Origin of the sequence: Cytobacillus sp. SAFR-174, from assembly GCF_051964675.1 — a bacterium.
In the GTDB taxonomy this organism is placed as follows: Bacteria; Bacillota; Bacilli; order Bacillales; family Cytobacillaceae; genus Cytobacillus.
In genome coordinates this window covers 1-17791 of the sequence record NZ_JBQCMZ010000035.1, presented here as the reverse complement: position 1 = coordinate 17791, position 17791 = coordinate 1, and the positions used below count along the sequence as shown (strand labels likewise).

Sequence of the window (17791 nt, the reverse complement as noted above, 5' to 3'; positions counted from 1 at the left end):
AAGTGCGGTTTGTTGTTTACCATAATTTTATTATGTTTTGTTACCAAACTGATTTAGATTCTCCGGTTTTTCCTGTGCTGCTTGCTGTGAGAACCTCAATGTTCTTTGTTACCTTCGTAGTATAGGAAAAATCACCATAACAGTATGGATAGCGGAAATTATTCTTATCCCCTCCGCAATCATAAAGTTCCGGATTCTTTTCTGCCTGTTTCAGCGAGAATTGCTTTGCGATTTCTTCACTATGTTTTCCGCCCTGTTCAGCGACAAAGTCAATATATCCGATTCCCATGTTATAAGCCTGGATAACGGCAGGGAAGTCTACATTTTTTTGATTGCCATAATTTAATGCTTTCTGAAAGTGTTTAACACCCTGCTTAATGCTCTGTTCCGGATCCTGGATGGAATTTGGGGGCAATCCTGCTGATTCAGAAGCCTGCATCGGGTCCCCGCCCTTCCCTTTGCTTTCCTGCTGCATGATTGCAGCCAGAACGAGCGTGTATTCTTCGAGATTGACCTCTTTCAATTCTTTTTCGAGTAAAGGCGTGTAATTCTGGACATCTTTAGATACCATATTTGGCAGAAAAGAAACTGCAGTTTCCTTTAAATTCAGCTGTTTGAATTGGTCAAATAAGACCAAACTCAAAACTATAAAAAATAACAGTAAGGCTATATTTGAACTGCGTCTTGTACGCTTTTTGCTTTTTTTGCGCTTCATTGCTGCTCTCCTGGTTTCTCTATTATTATTTCAGATTATTATTATAGCAGAAAATACTGATATTTTTAATAAAAAAACTCCTTACTTGAATTTGCCGGAAAATGACTGCCCTAAAGCTATTAAGAAAAAAAAACGGACACATTTCTGCACCCGCTCATTTATCTTTCTTCTTCACAACAGTGCCCGTCTCTTCCTCGAAAATCTTTATCACTGCTGACATATCCTGCTCGCTTAGTTCTTTCTCTGCTGCTGTTTGGAATGCCTTTTCGGCCATCTGCCCGGTAAATTGAGTAAGGCCGGCTTCCTGCAATAGCTGGTTTGCAAGCCGGACGTCTTTATGTACATACTTTACTGCCCCTCCTGGTGTGAAATGGCGGGGTAATACGTATTGTTCCATATGCCTGCGAAGGATCTTGCTGTCGCCATAGCTTGCCTTCAGGACTTTTAATAGCTGTTCAGATTCCAGTCCATATGCAGCTCCGGTTACCATTGCCTCCGAGGCAGCCAGCGAGTGGACAGCAACAAGATACTGATTAATCAGCTTGGCAATGCTGCCTGACCCCGAAGGTCCCATATATTCTATAGTTTCACCGAGCACATCAAGTACCGGCTTAACTTTCTGAAAGGCCTTTTCCTCCCCGCCAGCCATGATCGTTAAAGTGCCGCTTTCGGCCCCTTCAGGTCCGCCGCTGACAGGACAGTCAAGATAACTGATTTCTTTTGCACCTGCCATCCCATAGATATTTTTACTAGTATCAGCCCCTACAGAAGTAAAGTCAATGCATATCGTTCCGGGCTTGGCATTGTCAATGATTCCTTTATTCATATAAACGGTCATAACATCCTGAGGCATCGAAAGACACGTGCATATAATTTCACATTGATTGGAAAGCTCACTTACTGATTCTTCATAAATCGCTCCATTTTCAATGAGCGGCTGCACTTTTTGGAATGTCCGGTTATGTACTGCTACTTGAAAACCATGGCCTAATAGCCGCTGGGCCATTCTGGAGCCCATCACGCCTGTTCCAATAAACCCGATCTTCATGAGGTCACCTCTTTCACCCAAGCAAAGCTCTCAGCGCTTCTGCCTTGCGGATTATATTCAAGGCCAATACTGCCTTTATAGTGTTTCTGCAAATATAGGAGGATCTCTTTATAGTTCATTTCCCCCGTCCCCGGCTCATGTCTGCCCGGAGAGTCTGCAATCTGTACATGTGAAACCAGCTCAGCATATTTTTGAAAAAAAGAAAGAGCTTGGCCATGTATTCTTTCAATATGGTAAAAGTCGAATTGAAGCTTCACATTCGGCAAACCGACACTATTGATTATCTCTTCTGCCTGCTGGATATCTTTTAAGAAATAGCCAGGTATGTCGAATGGATTGATTGGTTCAATTAATAAGTTAATTCCGTGTTCAGACATAGCATTGCCCGCAAAATAGAGATTCTCAATTAAGACATGACGGTTATGATCCGGGTGTATTCCTGCCATGCAATGAATCTGTTTTACTCCAAGGCCTTTCGCATAACCAATCCCGATTTCAACTGATTTTCTGAATTCTTCTCTGCGATTGGGGTCTGCAGCAAGTCCCCTGTCCCCTTCTTCCCAATGACCGGGAGGCAGGTTTATTAAAACCATTGATAATTCATTGCGCTCAAGCTTATTTCTTATATCTTCTATTGTATAAGCATATGGAAATTGGCATTCTACTAGATCAAAACCAGCTTCGCGGGCTTTTTTGAAACGGTCTAAAAAAGGAACTTCTGTAAAAACGGTTGATAGATTAACAGAAAAATTGTTCATGATAGCCTCCTGGAAGAGAGTTGAAAGATTCTGTTATTCTTTAATTCGCTAAAAGTTAAGAAAATCCTTTTTTAGTCCTATGTACAGAAAAAGCCTGCTCCACAATACTTTTTGAGCAGACTCTTTATAAATTTACTTATTTACATTTTCTAAAAATCGATCTGTTATCTCATCCCAATTATCAAGGAACGAGTCGCGATTTAGGCTATCGAGCTCTAGGAATAAATCACGCGCTTCCTGATCCACTGTCAAAAAATAATCCCGGAAATGATCATCATATCTTAAGAAGACATCTGTATCAATTTTCTCTTGATCATTCAAATAATTTACCGCTGATTGGAGATTTTTATGTTCCCTGTTCATTTTTTCCTGCTCTGTCTTATGCCATTCGTTCAGCTGTGATTGAACAGTATTAAACAGATTGTTAATGGCTGCATTGGCATCTTCATGCCATTCAGACCACACTTTAGCCATTTCAGCTGTCCTGTTAAATTCAGATTTTAGATCCTGCTGATTCTGAACGTTCACAAACTGGCCATTGGCGGCCTTTGCCATTTCCTTTAATTGACTAAGGCCATCATTGTCTACCTGGTAGCCAATGATATTGACAACGGGCTTGAGATTGGAGGCACCAAGGCTTTCCATTGCTTTAACTGGATCTCCACCGCATGTTTCAATCCCGTCGCTGACTAAATAGATTATGTTGGTATTCTTCTCTCCATCCTTATCCTTTAAATCCTTCATCACCTGCTCGACAGCTTTAGCCATAGGTGTCCAGCCTGCAGGCTTAAACTGATTTAATGAGCTTGTAAATGCAGAAGGTTCATAAGCTGAAAGCGGATAAACTTCTTCAACCTTTCTGCAGGACTTTTCTTTATCCTTTTCCTGACCTGTGCCCACATGTCCATAAACACTGAGAGAGACATTAGCTTTTTGCGGCAAACTCTCAACAAATTGCTGAATAGCCTCTTTGGCTAAATCCATTCTAGTCCGCCCGTTCTCGAGCGCACCCATGCTTCCGCTGGAATCCAGCAATATAGCCACATTGTAATTTTCCTTAACCTGCAGACCTTCCTCCCCGGCACTTGGATCAGCAAACTTCATTGCTTCCCATTGGTCAATTGGCACATGAGGCAAACTAAGATTTTCTTTAAACAGCGCAAATATTTCCTGTTCCATTGCCTCAATTTCTGCCTCTGAAGAATTCTTATTAATTTTAGGAAGCTCATTAAGCTTATTTTTTGCCTCTTCTGAAAACTCTTCTCCTGCAAATTCTCCTGTCATGTCATACTCAGCAGATTCTTTGAAAGACTTAGGAACAGAAGGAAAGTTTTTTACAGTTTTCTGTGAATCTTCTTCCACAGCACCTTCCACATTTTCAGCTGATTTCTTTTGATCAGACTCCATTTTATCGTCCTTATTCTCTTCAGCTGAACTGCACGCAGAAAGAAAAACTGCAGAAAGAATAATGATTACGATTAACAGTAATGCTCTTTTCATAGTACCCTCCTTCTTATCTTCAATATCCTCAATCATTTTACCATGACATGGAATCTATGAAATTAGTTTTTTAAAACATAAAAAACTGCTCTAAATTGAGCAGCCCTTATCTGGAATTTATTCTATTTCAACTATCATTTCAATTTCTACAGGAGCCCCGCCTGGCAGTGAAGCCAGACCCACTGCTTTACGTGCGTGTCCATTTTCCTTGCCGAAAATATCATGCAGCAGTTCTGATGCTGCATTTATGACGATTGGATGATATTTAAAGTCACTTGTTGAGGCAACATATCCATCCATTTTGATGATTCTTTTCACTTTATTTAAATCTCCAATTATTCCTTTAAGGGCTGCCAGCAAATTCAGCGTACAAATTCGTGCCGCATCCTTTGCTTCTTCGATCGAAATGCCTGCCCCGACAATTCCGGTATACTTTTGAAGACCATTGACTCTGGGTGTTTGCCCGGATAAATAGACAATCTTTCCTGATATAACGCCCGGTTCAAAAGGCATTCGGATATCAGTCAGAACAGGGAGCTGGATATTCAGCTCTTCCAGTCTTTCTTCAATTCCCTTTTTTACCCCTTCCATCGCTAAGCCTCCTGGGAAACACTTTGTTTTATTGAAGAATAAAGTTGTTTTGTGAATTTAAATGAGCGGTGAGTATAATAGACTTTAGCGAAAGCATGATTTTCACAGAGTGAGCATTTGATTTCGTATGGAGCTTTTCGAATATGAGGTGTTTTTAATATTTGCATGGCTTCTTTTAAATGAGTGCTGCAAACCCACATAATTTCACCTTCTTCTATATTATTGGAAATTTTTTTTGCATTCTGTAACGGGCTGAAATAGAGTTCCTCCATTACAGAATGCAGTCTAGGGAATCTCATTTTCCTGTAGAAACGGCTTGCTTCAATTTATCCGGCTTTCTCTTTTTTACCTGATCTGTCACTTTATCATCCCAGGAAATGGTGACATCTCCGTTTGTTACAAAAGTCTGGCATCCTAAACGGTAGCCTTTTTCCAGCCACTCTTCTCCCAGCTTTCTTCTTTCCTGGATTTTCACGTTGTCCAGGTATTCGGACCCTTCTTCCGTTTTAAAAACACAAGTGCCGCAAATTCCCCCGCCGCAGCGATTTGGCAGATCACCGTCATAGCGGAGCGACATTCTTAATATATTAGAATCCTCAGGCACTTCCAGAGTTTTGTTGCTGTTGACAAAATGGATGTTTGGCATGAATGAATTCCTCCCTGTGATTTCGTTTCTTAGTTCTTGGTATACAATATACCACATTAACAATATTCAGACAATACTAAACTTTTAAATATTTATTAGTTTTTAACAGTCCCTCTCTTTTTAATTCGGTTCATATAGGACATGTATGCCTTTTTAGAATTCTCAATATGAATCCTCATCAGGTATTCCGCTATTTCAGCATCTTTATCGCGAAGTGCTTTCATGATATCGATATGTTCTTTTAATGAGTCCTTCCTTCTCCCGGGTGTTTCATATCCCATATTGGCAGCCATGTGAATGAAATCGATCAAGCCTGATAAAATTTCATATAGCTTTGGGCTCTTGGATGCCTTATTAATCAGCCTGTTCATCTGAATATGTTCGGAATTGAAGTTTTCTTCATCCCTTTCACTTAGCTCTATTAGTTCCTTAATCTTGTGATCCAGTTCTTGTTGTGTACCTGTATCCATTCTTTGTGCTGCCAGTTTTACTGCCAGCACTTCCAGTGAAGAGAGAATCGTAAATACCTCCAATACTTCATCCTCTGAAATATTGGAGATAACCACCCCTTTTCTGGGAACTGTTTTCACAAAGCCCTGGGATTCCAGCCTGAACAATGCCTCTCGGATCGGTGTTCGGCTGATGTTAAGTTTGGCTGCAAGTTCTCTTTCTACCAGTCTGTCTCCTGCCTGGTATTCTCCTTCTAAAATAAGTTTTTTCAGATACAAATAAGCATGTTCGCGTATAGATATTAAGTTGGTTTCCTCCCATGTCCTTTCCATTGTTTCACCGCCTGTTTAAGATAAAAAGATCCCTCCATAAAATAAAGCTCCGAATATAACAAGAGAAGGATGAACCTTGAATTTGATTAAAGTTAAATAGCTGACAGCTGCAAGAAGCATAAGGTGAAGCATTCCGCTTTTTTCGAAGGCTGACATAAAGAACTGATAGGCCATGACAGCCAGAAGGACAGCAATGACAGGCTGTACAGATTTAGTCATTAATTTCACTTTAGGGGAATCTTTAAATAAATTCACAAACTTAAACAGCACAATCACTGCCAAAGCGGACGGCAGGATGGTTGCGGCTAATGCCACTGCCGCACCCAATACTCCGCCTAGTTCATAGCCAATAAAACCAGCCATTTTCGTTGCTATGGGACCCGGCAGCGCATTGGCTATTGCGAGAACATCCCCAAATTCAGAGAGTGTCATCCAGCCATTGTTATTGACTACTTCAATTTGAATGAGGGGAATTGTAGCTGGACCCCCTCCGTAACCCAATAAATTCGCTATAAAAAATGCCCAAAAGATTTCCCAATAGATCATGAACTTTTCTCCCTTACTGGCATGTACTCTTCAGCTGACTTTTTATTCGCCTGTTCTTTCCGGTGGGCAATATAAAAAGCAGTACTTAAGACGATTGCAATTAAAATACCGGGATGCCATTCTAAAAATTGTACAAAAATTAATGACACTGCGGCCAATATAAGGTTTTTTGGCAATCCTAACCCCTGGCTGCCTTTCTGGTAAAAACGATAGGCCATCTCTGCCAGCATAAAACCGATGACTGGTGTCACTCCCTGCACCATTCCACTGACAATTGTGGACTGGCGGAAAGAGTATAAAACGCCAAGCAAGGCTAGCATGGCAATAATGGAAGGAAGTATATGCGTAAGGATGGCTATAGTGGCACCCATGCTGCCTTTGACTTTATAGCCGATATAGGCAGCCATCTTCGTCGCAATCGGTCCGGGCAATGTATTGGCCAGCGCCAGAGTCTCTCCGAATTCCTCCTCCGTCATCCACTTATATTTCTTGACTGCTTCAAATTCGATCAGTGGTATTGTCGAAGGACCTCCCCCATAGCCTGTCACACCGGTACGTGCAAATCCAACCGCCAATTCAAGATAAGGCTTCATGCGATCCTCCCCTTTTTTAGGTGCTTTTGACTGAAGAAGGACCTCATTCCGCTACTATTTATAACGAATGAGGTCCCTTTCTATTATTTTTTAATATCTGCATCGGTTACGACTTCATAGCCGTCTTTTTCCAGATAAGTTTGAAGGGCTTTTAGTGCAGCAGTCCCTACAGCGGTATCCTGCTCGCCGTTTCCTCCGCTGATGCCGATTCCGCCAACAACCTCACCATTTACCACAATTGGGAACCCCCCGACAAACACAGCAAATTTGCCATCAAGCATATGCTGAATGCCAAATGCCTCATTGCCTGGCAGGGCAGGCCCGTTCGGTTCTTTATTGAATAAGTGTGTGGAGCGTTTGTGGCCGGCGGCAGTGTATGCCTTAGCAATCGCAATTTCAGGGCCGGTGATTCTTGCTCCATTCATGCGCTCCAGGGCAATTACACTTCCGCCGTCATCGACAATCGCAATTGTCTCAAACACATTGATTTCAGCAGACTTTTCCTTTGCTGCTTCAATCATCAATTTGGCTTCTTCCAGTTCAAGCTTTAAAGCTGTTTTCATTTTTCATTCTCCTTTAGTTTTAATAGCCGATATAAACGGTCTTTACTTGAGTGAAAAATTCCAGGCCAACCCTTCCCGACTCCCGGAACGTAGCTGTGCTTGATTGCTTTAATCCGCCAAACGGCGCATTGATTAAGTTGCCTGTTGTAGTCCGGTTCACTTTTACCGTGCCTGCCTGAATGTCTTTAGTAAACTGGCTGGCTATTTTTAAGTTATTTGTCACGATGGAAGCAGATAATCCGTAATCAACGTCATTCGCAGCCGCAATGGCTTCTTCATATGTATCTGCCTCGATCACAGCAATAACCGGTCCGAAAATCTCTTCTTTGGCAATACGGTGATTCGGTTTAACATTGGTAAAAATGGCCGGCTGAACAAAATATCCTTTTTCATATTGGCCTTCAGTCAGCTGTTCACCGCCATAAACAAGGTCTGCACCGTCTTCTTTTCCAAACTCAATATACTTCAGAACATTTTTCAGCTGCTTTTCATTTGCCAGCGGACCAATTTTAACTCCTTCTTCAAAGCCGCTGCCAATTTTAAGGGCACTCGTTTTTTCAATCAATTTGTTTACAAATGCTTCCTTTACTTCCTTCATCACAATTACTCTGCTTGTTCCAGTGCAGGCTTGCCCTGTTAAAGAAAATCCGCCATTTACTGTTAATGTGGCCGCCAGATCAAGGTCAGCATCTTCCATAACTAAAAGCGGGTTTTTGCCGCCAAGCTCCATTTGAGTACGGGTGGTGAAAGAGCTCTTGCTGTGGATGTCCTCACCTGCAGCTGTTGAACCAGTGAATGTAACAGCCTTGACGGCAGGGTGGGTGACTAGTAAATCCCCTACATCCGAAGCCTTCCCTGTAACAAAGTTTAAGACCCCTTTTGGTATACCTGCCTCGTGCAATGCTTCTACAAGCCGGACAGCAATCAGAGGGGTATCTGATGAAGGTTTGAACACAACTGTGTTTCCAGTAATTAAGGCTGGAGCAATTTTTCTCGCCGCAATGGAGATTGGAAAGTTCCATGGCGTTATGACACTTACAACGCCGAGCGGTTCTCTTTCCGTTGAAACTCTCATATTGGGATCATCATTAGGGAAGGTTTCACCTGTGAAGCTTTGTCCCTCAACCGCATAATAACGAAGCGTCTGTGCAGAACGGAGCACTTCATTTTTTGCATCACTGACATGCTTCCCTTCTTCTCTTGTCAGTTCTTCTGCAAATTGGGCGGCATTTTCTTCAAGATATGCTGCTGCTTTGTTTAAAATGGCTGCACGCTTGGATGGCGCTGCCTTTGCCCAGCCAGGGAATGCTTCTTTCGCGGCTTCAATCGCCAGCTTGACATCTGTTTCATTGGATGCCTGGAAAACGCCTACGACATCTTCGGTGTTTGCCGGGTTAACACTATAAAATTTCTTCTGGCTCCCGGATTCTTGCCATTCACCATTAATATAGTTTTGAAAGGTTTCTACTTTTGTTGTAATCAAATCAAATCACCTTACTCTCTGTTTATTTCTCCCTTTACTGCGCCAAATTCTCTAATTATAGAAAGAGCCGCCACATAGACCTCGAATGACAAGATTTAGTGTGACGGCCTGGTTAATAAATATTATTTTGCTTCTACTAAAGAGCCCAGATCCTGTTCAAGGTATTCTCTCCATAGGCCATCCATGTACATCCGGCGCATTTTCGCACCTGTGCGAACTACTTCCAGGCATCGCTGCTGCAGTTCTGGAGTGTCAGCATGATCTAAAACAATTTTATAGCCGCGTTCTCCATGGATTTCATCGGATACGATATGAAGATCGAAGAATTCGATTTCTTCATCTGTAAATCCGTATTGGGCACGAAGAGCAGGAGTCTGCTTTCGATAAATGTCCGGTACCTGTGACTCTAAGCCGACAACAAGAGCTGCTGTAGCTACAACGAAGTTTTCACGGGCAGCAACTGCATAGCACCAGCTTTGAAGACCAAGAGTAGTCGGTGCCATGTTTTCTGGATTAATTACGCGTTCGCGGGTTGTCCCGCATGCTTCTGCAAAACGAATCAGTAAGTCTGTATGGCGGTCAGCCGCAATTTCTTCTTCATACATATTTTGAAGTGTGAAATCTTTTGCTGCTTCAAATTTCGGATCGGTTGGAGTGTTGTGATAGATGTACGCTAAGTAGTCAGCAAAAGGTCCTACATAGTGGTAATGATTTTCAGCCCATTTCGCAAAATGCTTTCTTTCCAGTTTTCCTTCAGCCCAAGCTACAGTGAATGGAGCTTTCTGACTGTGGTTTCCTTTAATGGCTTCCTCTAGTTCTTTGCGAAATTCATCTTTAGATAATAATTCTGGCATGTGTAAACTCCTCCTCGAAATGTATGTAGCCTATTGGCATTTGATATTTTGTATACCAAAACTACTTTAAAAAATAATAGGCTGCTAATATATGGCCTATTTAATCATGTTTTTTGGTCTTTGGTATACCTTAATGAAATCATAACCTATTCTTTTTCAAATGTAAACACAATTTTTAGAATTTTTTAAAGATTATTTTTTCTCACTGCTAGATTGTAAGAATTAATAAAGAAGTTCTTCTTTCAAATCAAGCAGTTCAGAAAGCTCCTCAGTAAGATGATCCAGGGCTTCCTCTACTATTTGTTCTCCTATTTCCCTGCTCCCTTGCCGGGCATCGCCTATACAGCCGTTTCCAGTCATTTCTTCGTAAAAATAAAATCCCTGGACAGCCTTCCCCGGACGGAGCTTTTCCCATCTGCCGCCTTGCTTGATTTCTCCTTTTTCCAAAAGGTCCTTTCTTACCAGTTCCGGTGCCAGATACAGAGCTTCAGACACTTCCCTTTCGCAGCTGTGGCCAAACAGAGGGGATTTAACAAATTTTCCGATAGATTCCCTGGCAGAGGCAGTGGTCTTTGCATAGTAGACTTCAACTTCTAATTCCTTTGTGATAGTCATTGCTGCGAGATTCAGTGCAGATTGGTTTCCTCCATGGGAATTCAAAAACAGAAACTTCTTGATGCCATGCTGTTTCAGTGAAGAGACCATATCTTTCAGAACAGCAATCAAAGTAGATGGCTGCAGGGTGATGGTTCCAGGAAAATGAATGTGATGCTCGGAAACACCCATATTCACTGTTGGTGTCACAATAGCATAAGGAAACATTCTTTGCCCCAGTTTAATTGCCATTCTTTCCGCGAGCACTGCATCACAGCTTTCCGCCATATGAGGCCCATGCTGCTCATGTGCTCCGACAGGAATTATAGCAAACTTTGCATTTTCTAAGGATTTCTCGACTTCCTTCCACGTCATCTTGGTAAGCTCATAACAATTCATTATCTTATTACCCCGCTTATTTTTAGGTATTTTGTATACCACTAAATAATAAAAATAAAAAACTATTTTGTATTAACTGCAGTTGTTTTCTTGGGAGGTTTTACAGAGATATTTTCCTGGGATATTTCAATATCATTTTGGATGGTCATCTGACAAGTTAACCGGTATCCTTCTTTCACTTTATCGCCAAGCATTTTTTCTTCCTTCCAATTTGGCGGAGCGAGATCATCTCCCCCGTTTAATACGACACACGTACATTTTGTACACCTTCCCATGCCACAACCATACTTTAATTCCGGAAATTGGCGGATCCCTGCCAGAACAACCAAATTGGCATTATCTTTTACCTGCTTCTCCACAATCTCTCCATCCACATGCAGTGTAACCTTCGGCATATCAATACCCCTTTCAGTTTATTCTAAAAATTTAGATACTTTTTCAAAGTATACAACCTTTCTTGAAGATTAGCAAACTTGTTTTTTAATTTATAGTTGGAAGATATCCAATGTAACCTAATCAAATTAATCATTTTTAACCGAATAATTAAAAAATTTAGAATATAATATTGAATCTTTTGAATCTTTAGTATAAAATACATTTAAAGTACATGGTATACAATATTCCAACAAAAAGGAGGTATGCTGCCTAATTACATATTAATTAATTCTTCTACAATATCTAATAATAAAAGGAGTGTTTTAATTGGGTAAATATATTGTATTAACGAATAAAGATACTTTCCAGACCATTCTTGAAAACGAGGGCTTAAAGCCGGTTGAGACGTATCATTTCTATTTTTTCGATAAACTGAAGGCAAAGTACACAATTGCAGAAGTTTTGGATGAGAAAATGAAAATCCAATTGTTTGAAGAATATGAAGGAAAAGAGTATGTAAATCATATCGGTGTTAAATTTTTTGAACGTTTTGAAACGCTGGAAGCTGCCAGAGAAGAATTGGATGAGATTGTAAAGGCATCCGGCAATAGTGAAGACTCCATTCATTCGAAGCTGGTTAAATCTGATGAAGTAGCAGTATAAAGTGAAACTTCAATCAGTGGGGAGTGCTTTTCTCCCTCCTGATTGTTAGTTGAGGCCCACAGGACAAGGAAGGCTTCGTCAGCATGAGCATCGCACGACCAAATGCGACAGCTTTTGGAAGGATGTGGCGTTTTTAGTCTTTGTTCTTCTTTTCGGGCCTTTACGGGCAGTTTGACCCCCACTTATCCTCCCTTGATTCATCTAAAGTCTTGATGTGGGGGTCTTACTGCCCCGTTAGACTGCGATAAAAACTTCTTAAAACCCGGGGGAAGCCGCTCTTCTTCCGGGTTTGCTGTTCACAAATAATAATTTTTATAAAAGAAAAAACCGCCAAAGCATGGCGGCAAAATTAGAATTTTAATGTTCTCCTTAAACGGGCTAATTTTCTTTCAGTTTTCTCAATTGCATATTTGGATCCAAATAGAAAATGGAACATCGGGTCAGCCTCCTTTTTTTCTCTTACCTGTTATCATTATTATATGATGAATTTTTTAGATTTACAATATAATTGTATACCAAATACCAAAAATATATGGATACTTGTGACTGATTTTTGAACAAATAGATAAAAAATGAGAATTTGGTATACAATTTCAGTTGAAATTCAATTAAATGAGGGTGTCTAATATGCTAAGAGTTTTATTTTTGACAGTGATTGCTTTATATTTGCTGTCCACCTTGCTTCCGCAGTGGAATATTGATTCCCTCCTTTCTATCTTGTGTTTTATCATCGTCGTTTTGACATTCCGGCTGACGAAGAAATTTGTTCAGATTCTCGGGGGAGTTTTCCTGACTTTTGGTGCAGTCCTGCTCTGGACAAGCAGCTCAGAGTGGCAGCAGTATATTTTTGCTTTTGGACCAATGCTTGATTTGCTTACCATGTTTACTTTAATACCCATTTTGGGGATTCCTGTTAAACTGGGACGTTACGGGGAAGGCATCCAGGCGATCATTCAAAAACGTGTAAAAACATCTGGTCATTTGTATATGATGACTTCTGGAATCTCTTACTTCTTCAGCATTTTCATGAATCTTGCCACCCTGCCCATGACTTATTATTCTATCAGGCCGGCACTGGGGAGCTTTCCGGTAAGGAATAAAGAGCGGTTCATGAGCAGGGCTATTTCCAGAGGGTTTGCGATGCCATTAATTTGGGCGCCTGTAACTCCTATTGTGGGGATCGTGATAACGATGACGGGGGTAAGCTGGGGATCCATCCTTCCTTATGTCATTCCATTGAGCATATTAGGATTAGGAATGGATTGGTTTATTGGATCCCGTCAGTCCCAGCCAATGAAACTCCCGCACTCTGCAGAAGAATCTGTGCATGAAACAGCTGCAGCCCTGGAAGTGACTAATGACGGCCGCCCGGGCAGAGTTTTTCAGATCCTGGCGGCAATCGCAATATTTAATGTCCTCGTATCCTTTGCAGAGACACAAGTTTCGTTGCCATTCTTAATTCTTGTTTCACTGATCGTCATTCCATTTGCTTTCAGCTGGTCCCTTTTATTACGTAAAGGAAAACAATTTGGCCATCAGCTGTCTGACCATTTCAATTCCTTCGCGATGAGCATGAAGGATCAATTTTTTATCTTTTTATCAACAGGCTTTTTTATATCAGCGATTAATATTTCGAAGGCAAATGAAATCCTTTTTGACTGGATTGCAGCTTTTATTAGTGTGGCAGGAGTCGAGATTTTCCTGATCATACTGCCTTTGATTCCTTTAGGGCTGGCCTTTCTGGGCCTCCATCCAGCCGTTTCCCTGGCATTGATGATTGAAGGAGTAAACCCGGAAGCCATCGGTATATCTCCTCATATCCTGACAGTCGCAATGCTGTCCGGCGCGGTTTCCGCCTTCTTAGTAGGCCCATATAATGCCACTCTTGGTCTCATGTCTAACATTATCAAAGTCGATTCCTATAAAGTCTCGAGCTGGAATCTCCCTTTTGCGGCAGTGTATGTTGCCTGCGTAATGTTCTATTTGTTTTTGCTGGAAAGAATGCTCTAATAGGAAAAGCTGCTGAAAATTAATCAGCAGCTTTTTTATTATACTCCTGTATTTCCTTCACAATTTCTTTTGCAAAATGCCCCAAAGTGCCTTGGCTGTAAGACCGTATGACTTCCGGTGCAAGGGAAGTAAGTCCTCTTTTAATATAAGCTGGGTCATACCCTTTGCCTGTCAATTCATTCTCAATTTCAACAGCCGTTTTTACAGCATAATAGGTTGCCAGTTTATTTACTGCTGCTACTCTCTCTTCACTGTCTATTATGATATCCCCCACTGGTCTGAATAGGTCCTGTACCGGAGCAGGGAGATGGTCCTCAGTAATAAATAATCCCTTTCCATTCTCCATTAAGTCTCTCGAATGCCCCATGTATTTCAATCCAAACACCTTACAGGAAGGGAACCTTTCTTTTATTTCTTTCGTTGGAAGCGCGGTCGCCATATTAATGAAGGCAATAGAAGAATTTTCCGGAATTATCCTATCCATAAAAGAAATCACCTTTCCAGCCGGCAAAGCAAGCAGAAGGATATCCATTTGTCTCATCTCATTATCAGTTAAAGGATGTGCGTTAGGGAACTTTTCAGCAAATTGTTCTGCTTTGGACATATCGGGATGAAAAATGCCTATTGAAAGGTTTGATTTATGCCAGTGTGTCATCATCGCTGCACCTAATTTTCCTATACCTGCTAAGCCAATTTTCAAATCCTCACTCCTCTCTTTATAAAAAAGCTATCCCCTTAGTTAGTATATTCTAACCTTGCAGGATAGCCTTGTTTTTTGGAGCTTTCTGTTTTACCAGATTAATATGGCAATTAATGTTGCGATAAATAAACTGGAAATAACCGGAATAAAGTTTTTCCTGGCCAGCTCCAGCGGTGAAATCTGCAGGAATCCTGCTACTGCGACAAGTGAAGACCAGGCAACAATCGTGCCTCCACCCCAGATGGCACCCATTTGTCCGATGGCAGCTAATGTGGAAGGATCAATATGGCTTCCACTTGCTAATGCACCCGATAAGGCACCCGTTAACGGCAGCCCGGAAAAACCTGACCCATCGAGGCCAGTGATCAGACCGACAATCAACAAGCCAAATCCTGCAATAAAGGCATTCTCAGGAATATAAGCCTGGCCTGCCTGTATCATATCAAATAAAAAAGCAGGTTTGGCAGCGCTTTCATCCAATGATAAAATGGTGCCGGTAAAGTCTGAGCTTCCCATAAAGAAGAATCCTGCTATTGGAATTACCGGAGCCATCGCCCTGAAGGCAAACACGAAGCCTTCCGTTAAATGCTCGCTTATCTTATCTAAAGCATGGATGCGATTAAATGCCACAGTGGCAAGCACCAATAAAAGAGTCGCAACACCGCCAATAAAAGCAGCTCCATCTGTTCCTTCAAACCCTGACCCGCCTGTTAATTTGGTTGAGAACATATAAATCATAACACCCAGCATCGATAAAGGCACTAATACAGCAAAAACCTTGCCCCATGTATTTTTTCTCTGAATGATTTCAGCACTTTCTTCAGCCGTAGCAGCAAGTTCATTCGCTACACCAAAAAAAGCAGCATCATCAGGGTTTAGAGAAGAGTCATGGTTCCCATTTTTCACGATTGATTTTCTATGCGCCACATAAACATAGGTCAATGCAAGTACACCTGTAATGACAGAAAGAACCAGTGTCTTATCCGCAACCATGGCCTTATCAATTCCAGCTGCTTTGGCACTGAGCATCGGTGCTACCTGCATGATATAGTCAGAGGAAAGCGCCATACCCTGACCAGCAATGACAATAACCATGGCAGCCGTCATTACAGGCAGCCCAGCCCTGACTGCTGCGGGTACAAGCAGAGCACAGATAAGCGGGACAGCAGGGGTTGGCCAGAAAAAGAGTGAAATTACATAGGTTGTAACCATTAATACTAAATAGGAAATATGCCCATTCACCATAACCTTCTCAATCGGACCAATAAGCCTCTTGTCCGCTCCCAAATCCTTCAATGAATTGAGAAGTGCGATCATGAGAGAAATGATTAAGAATATACTGAATAACTCTTTTGCTGCGAGGAGATTAGCGTTAAATACAGCCTGAAAGCCAGCGATCAGGCTGCCTTTATAAATGACTGCCACAAAGAAAGTTCCGATGATAACCGGCAGGACAACGCCTCTTCTAAAAAGCATCGTGGCGATGACAGACACAGTAACAATTGCATAGACCCAATGAGCAAATGTTAACTCCATATATTCCCCTCCGTTTTTCGTTATAAATAAATAACCCCTATAAAATATTGCAAAAGACAGATTGCAAGGCTTCTGTTTTTCTATGGCTGACTATGTAATACCCCGGCATTTTGCTTCACGAGAAGGACTTGTAACTTTTTCCAAAAAGAATACAGCATTTGGTAGATTGTATACCAAATTGACCAAAAAACAAAAAAGCGCTATTCATGGATGACTTGGTTATCTGCTGGTGCACCGCTCTTTTCATGCTATATCAATCAATCTCTTATGCTCTTTAGATGTGCAGACATCGTCAAGAACCTGAGACCACTACCACCTCCCCTTTTCACTATTTTAAACTTGTATACTATAATAACACTAAAAATAGCTATTGTGCAAATAATTTTGAAAATTTAGATGTTTTAATATTTTCTATAAAATCTATTGCTCTCTGAATGGTTTTAAGTTAAAATCTAGAATAAAATTGCACAAAGTATATCGTATACCAGATTTATACGGTTTTTTTAGGGGGATCCCGAGAAGGAGTGATAAATATGCTTAAAGCTGGAATTATCGGTTATGGAACGCTGGGGAAGACCATAGCGGAATTAATAGAAGCCGGCCATGCTGGCAACGTAGAATTAAAGTCTGTGCTGGTTAGAAGCCATAAAGTTGCAGAGCATGCTGATAAACAAGCATTTACCCTTACATCAGATGAAGGCGATTTTTTTAATGGAGATTTAGATATTATCATAGAGTCAGCGGGCCATCAAGCCTTGCATATGTACGGGGAGAAAGTGCTGGCAAATGGATGCCATCTTGTGGTGCTTTCTGTGGGAGCATTAGGAGACACCGGTTTTTATGAAAAACTCAAAGCTGTGGCCAAACAGCATAACCGGCAGATCTTTGTTCCTTCTGCAGCTATAGCCGGCCTGGACCGGATTGCAGCGGGAGCATTGGGTGAGATTGAAGAAATCACCTTAATTACAAGAAAGCATCCACGCAGCTGGAAAGGCACGATTGCGGAAGAAAAAGTGGATCTGAATATGCTGACTGAACCATTCTGTATTTATGAAGGGAATGCACGGGAGTCATCCAGGCTGTTTCCGCAGAGCGTGAATGTTTCAGCAGCCCTTAGCCTAGCAGGAGTTGGCTTTGAAAATACTAAGGTGAAGGTGTATGCTGATCCGACTATCCAATCAAACACACATACCATCAAGGCTAAAGGTTATTTCGGTGAAGTGGAGATATCCGTTTCGAATGTTCCTTATGAGGAAAATCCAAAATCCAGTCCCATTGTCGCTATGAGTGTGGCTAAGGTTTTAAAAAATTTAACTTCATCATTTGTGATTGGAGTCTAATAAAAATAAGAAAGGGCTTCTAAAATGGTACCTGTAGGAAGGACACTCGAAAAAGAGAGTGTTCAACCTACAGGTATTTTTTATATACTTGAATT

The 17791-nt window shown here is 41.3% G+C and carries 19 protein-coding genes; 3 read left to right on the top strand and 16 right to left on the bottom strand.

What is annotated here, in order from left to right; translation table 11 throughout:
• Positions 1–40: 40 nt before the first annotated feature.
• From ACTHRG_RS22735 to ACTHRG_RS22670, 14 genes are all read right to left on the bottom strand, one after another.
• A complete protein-coding gene (locus ACTHRG_RS22735) occupies positions 41–715 on the bottom strand; it encodes a lysozyme family protein (protein ID WP_440232096.1) in 675 nt (224 codons plus the stop codon).
• Positions 716–869: 154 nt separating this feature from the next.
• Complete coding sequence (locus tag ACTHRG_RS22730; RefSeq protein WP_440232094.1) at positions 870–1763, bottom strand: NAD(P)-dependent oxidoreductase; 894 nt, start codon at positions 1761–1763, stop codon at positions 870–872.
• Complete coding sequence (locus ACTHRG_RS22725; protein WP_076256124.1) at positions 1760–2521, bottom strand: hydroxypyruvate isomerase family protein; 762 nt, start codon at positions 2519–2521, stop codon at positions 1760–1762. The genes ACTHRG_RS22730 and ACTHRG_RS22725 overlap by 4 nt, the downstream gene beginning before the upstream one ends.
• 132 nt (positions 2522–2653) lie before the next feature.
• Entirely contained in the window at positions 2654–4021 is a 1368-nt protein-coding gene (locus tag ACTHRG_RS22720; protein ID WP_076256122.1) for a vWA domain-containing protein, read from the bottom strand.
• Positions 4022–4138: 117 nt separating this feature from the next.
• Positions 4139–4612, bottom strand: a complete 474-nt coding sequence (locus tag ACTHRG_RS22715) for a RidA family protein (protein WP_035330531.1) — start codon at positions 4610–4612, stop codon at positions 4139–4141.
• A 295-nt stretch (positions 4613–4907) separates the two neighbouring features.
• Positions 4908–5258, bottom strand: a complete 351-nt coding sequence (locus tag ACTHRG_RS22710; RefSeq protein ID WP_076256117.1) for a 2Fe-2S iron-sulfur cluster-binding protein — start codon at positions 5256–5258, stop codon at positions 4908–4910.
• Between the two features lie 95 nt (positions 5259–5353).
• Entirely contained in the window at positions 5354–6040 is a 687-nt protein-coding gene (locus ACTHRG_RS22705) for a GntR family transcriptional regulator (protein WP_076256116.1), read from the bottom strand.
• A 15-nt stretch (positions 6041–6055) separates the two neighbouring features.
• On the bottom strand, positions 6056–6586 hold the full coding sequence (locus ACTHRG_RS22700) for a chromate transporter (RefSeq protein ID WP_440232092.1): 531 nt from the start codon (positions 6584–6586) through the stop codon (positions 6056–6058).
• A complete protein-coding gene (locus ACTHRG_RS22695) occupies positions 6583–7179 on the bottom strand; it encodes a chromate transporter (RefSeq protein ID WP_440232090.1) in 597 nt (198 codons plus the stop codon). The genes ACTHRG_RS22700 and ACTHRG_RS22695 overlap by 4 nt, the downstream gene beginning before the upstream one ends.
• Positions 7180–7262: 83 nt before the next feature.
• Positions 7263–7742 (bottom strand): GlcG/HbpS family heme-binding protein, encoded by a 480-nt coding sequence (locus ACTHRG_RS22690; RefSeq protein WP_076256109.1) that lies wholly within the window; start codon positions 7740–7742, stop codon positions 7263–7265.
• A gap of 19 nt (positions 7743–7761) precedes the next feature.
• The gene (locus ACTHRG_RS22685; RefSeq protein WP_440232089.1) at positions 7762–9225 is read right to left on the bottom strand and encodes an aldehyde dehydrogenase family protein; all 1464 of its coding nucleotides are present in this window, start codon (positions 9223–9225) and stop codon (positions 7762–7764) included.
• A gap of 122 nt (positions 9226–9347) precedes the next feature.
• Positions 9348–10079 carry a TenA family transcriptional regulator gene (locus tag ACTHRG_RS22680; RefSeq protein ID WP_440232088.1) on the bottom strand — a complete coding sequence of 244 codons (732 nt, stop codon included), beginning with the start codon at positions 10077–10079 and terminating at the stop codon, positions 9348–9350.
• Between the two features lie 222 nt (positions 10080–10301).
• Positions 10302–11072 (bottom strand): creatininase family protein, encoded by a 771-nt coding sequence (locus ACTHRG_RS22675; RefSeq protein WP_076256102.1) that lies wholly within the window; start codon positions 11070–11072, stop codon positions 10302–10304.
• 62 nt (positions 11073–11134) lie between these two features.
• Positions 11135–11467, bottom strand: a complete 333-nt coding sequence (locus tag ACTHRG_RS22670; protein ID WP_076256099.1) for a 2Fe-2S iron-sulfur cluster-binding protein — start codon at positions 11465–11467, stop codon at positions 11135–11137.
• A 307-nt stretch (positions 11468–11774) separates the two neighbouring features.
• On the opposite strand from ACTHRG_RS22670, the gene ACTHRG_RS22665 reads away from it, so the two are divergent.
• Positions 11775–12110: a hypothetical protein gene (locus tag ACTHRG_RS22665; RefSeq protein WP_076256097.1), complete on the top strand. Its 336-nt coding sequence runs from the start codon at positions 11775–11777 to the stop codon at positions 12108–12110.
• Positions 12111–12737: 627 nt separating this feature from the next.
• Positions 12738–14120, top strand: a complete 1383-nt coding sequence (locus tag ACTHRG_RS22660) for a hypothetical protein (protein ID WP_076256095.1) — start codon at positions 12738–12740, stop codon at positions 14118–14120.
• A 19-nt stretch (positions 14121–14139) separates the two neighbouring features.
• On the opposite strand, the gene ACTHRG_RS22655 is transcribed toward ACTHRG_RS22660, so the two are convergent.
• Positions 14140–14820 carry an NAD(P)-binding domain-containing protein gene (locus ACTHRG_RS22655; protein WP_076256092.1) on the bottom strand — a complete coding sequence of 227 codons (681 nt, stop codon included), beginning with the start codon at positions 14818–14820 and terminating at the stop codon, positions 14140–14142.
• A 90-nt stretch (positions 14821–14910) separates the two neighbouring features.
• Positions 14911–16356, bottom strand: coding sequence for a hypothetical protein (locus ACTHRG_RS22650; RefSeq protein WP_076256090.1), 1446 nt, complete (start codon positions 16354–16356; stop codon positions 14911–14913).
• Between the two features lie 533 nt (positions 16357–16889).
• On the opposite strand from ACTHRG_RS22650, the gene nadX reads away from it, so the two are divergent.
• A complete protein-coding gene (gene nadX, locus ACTHRG_RS22645; RefSeq protein ID WP_076256088.1) occupies positions 16890–17696 on the top strand; it encodes an aspartate dehydrogenase in 807 nt (268 codons plus the stop codon).
• Positions 17697–17791 lie beyond the last annotated feature (95 nt).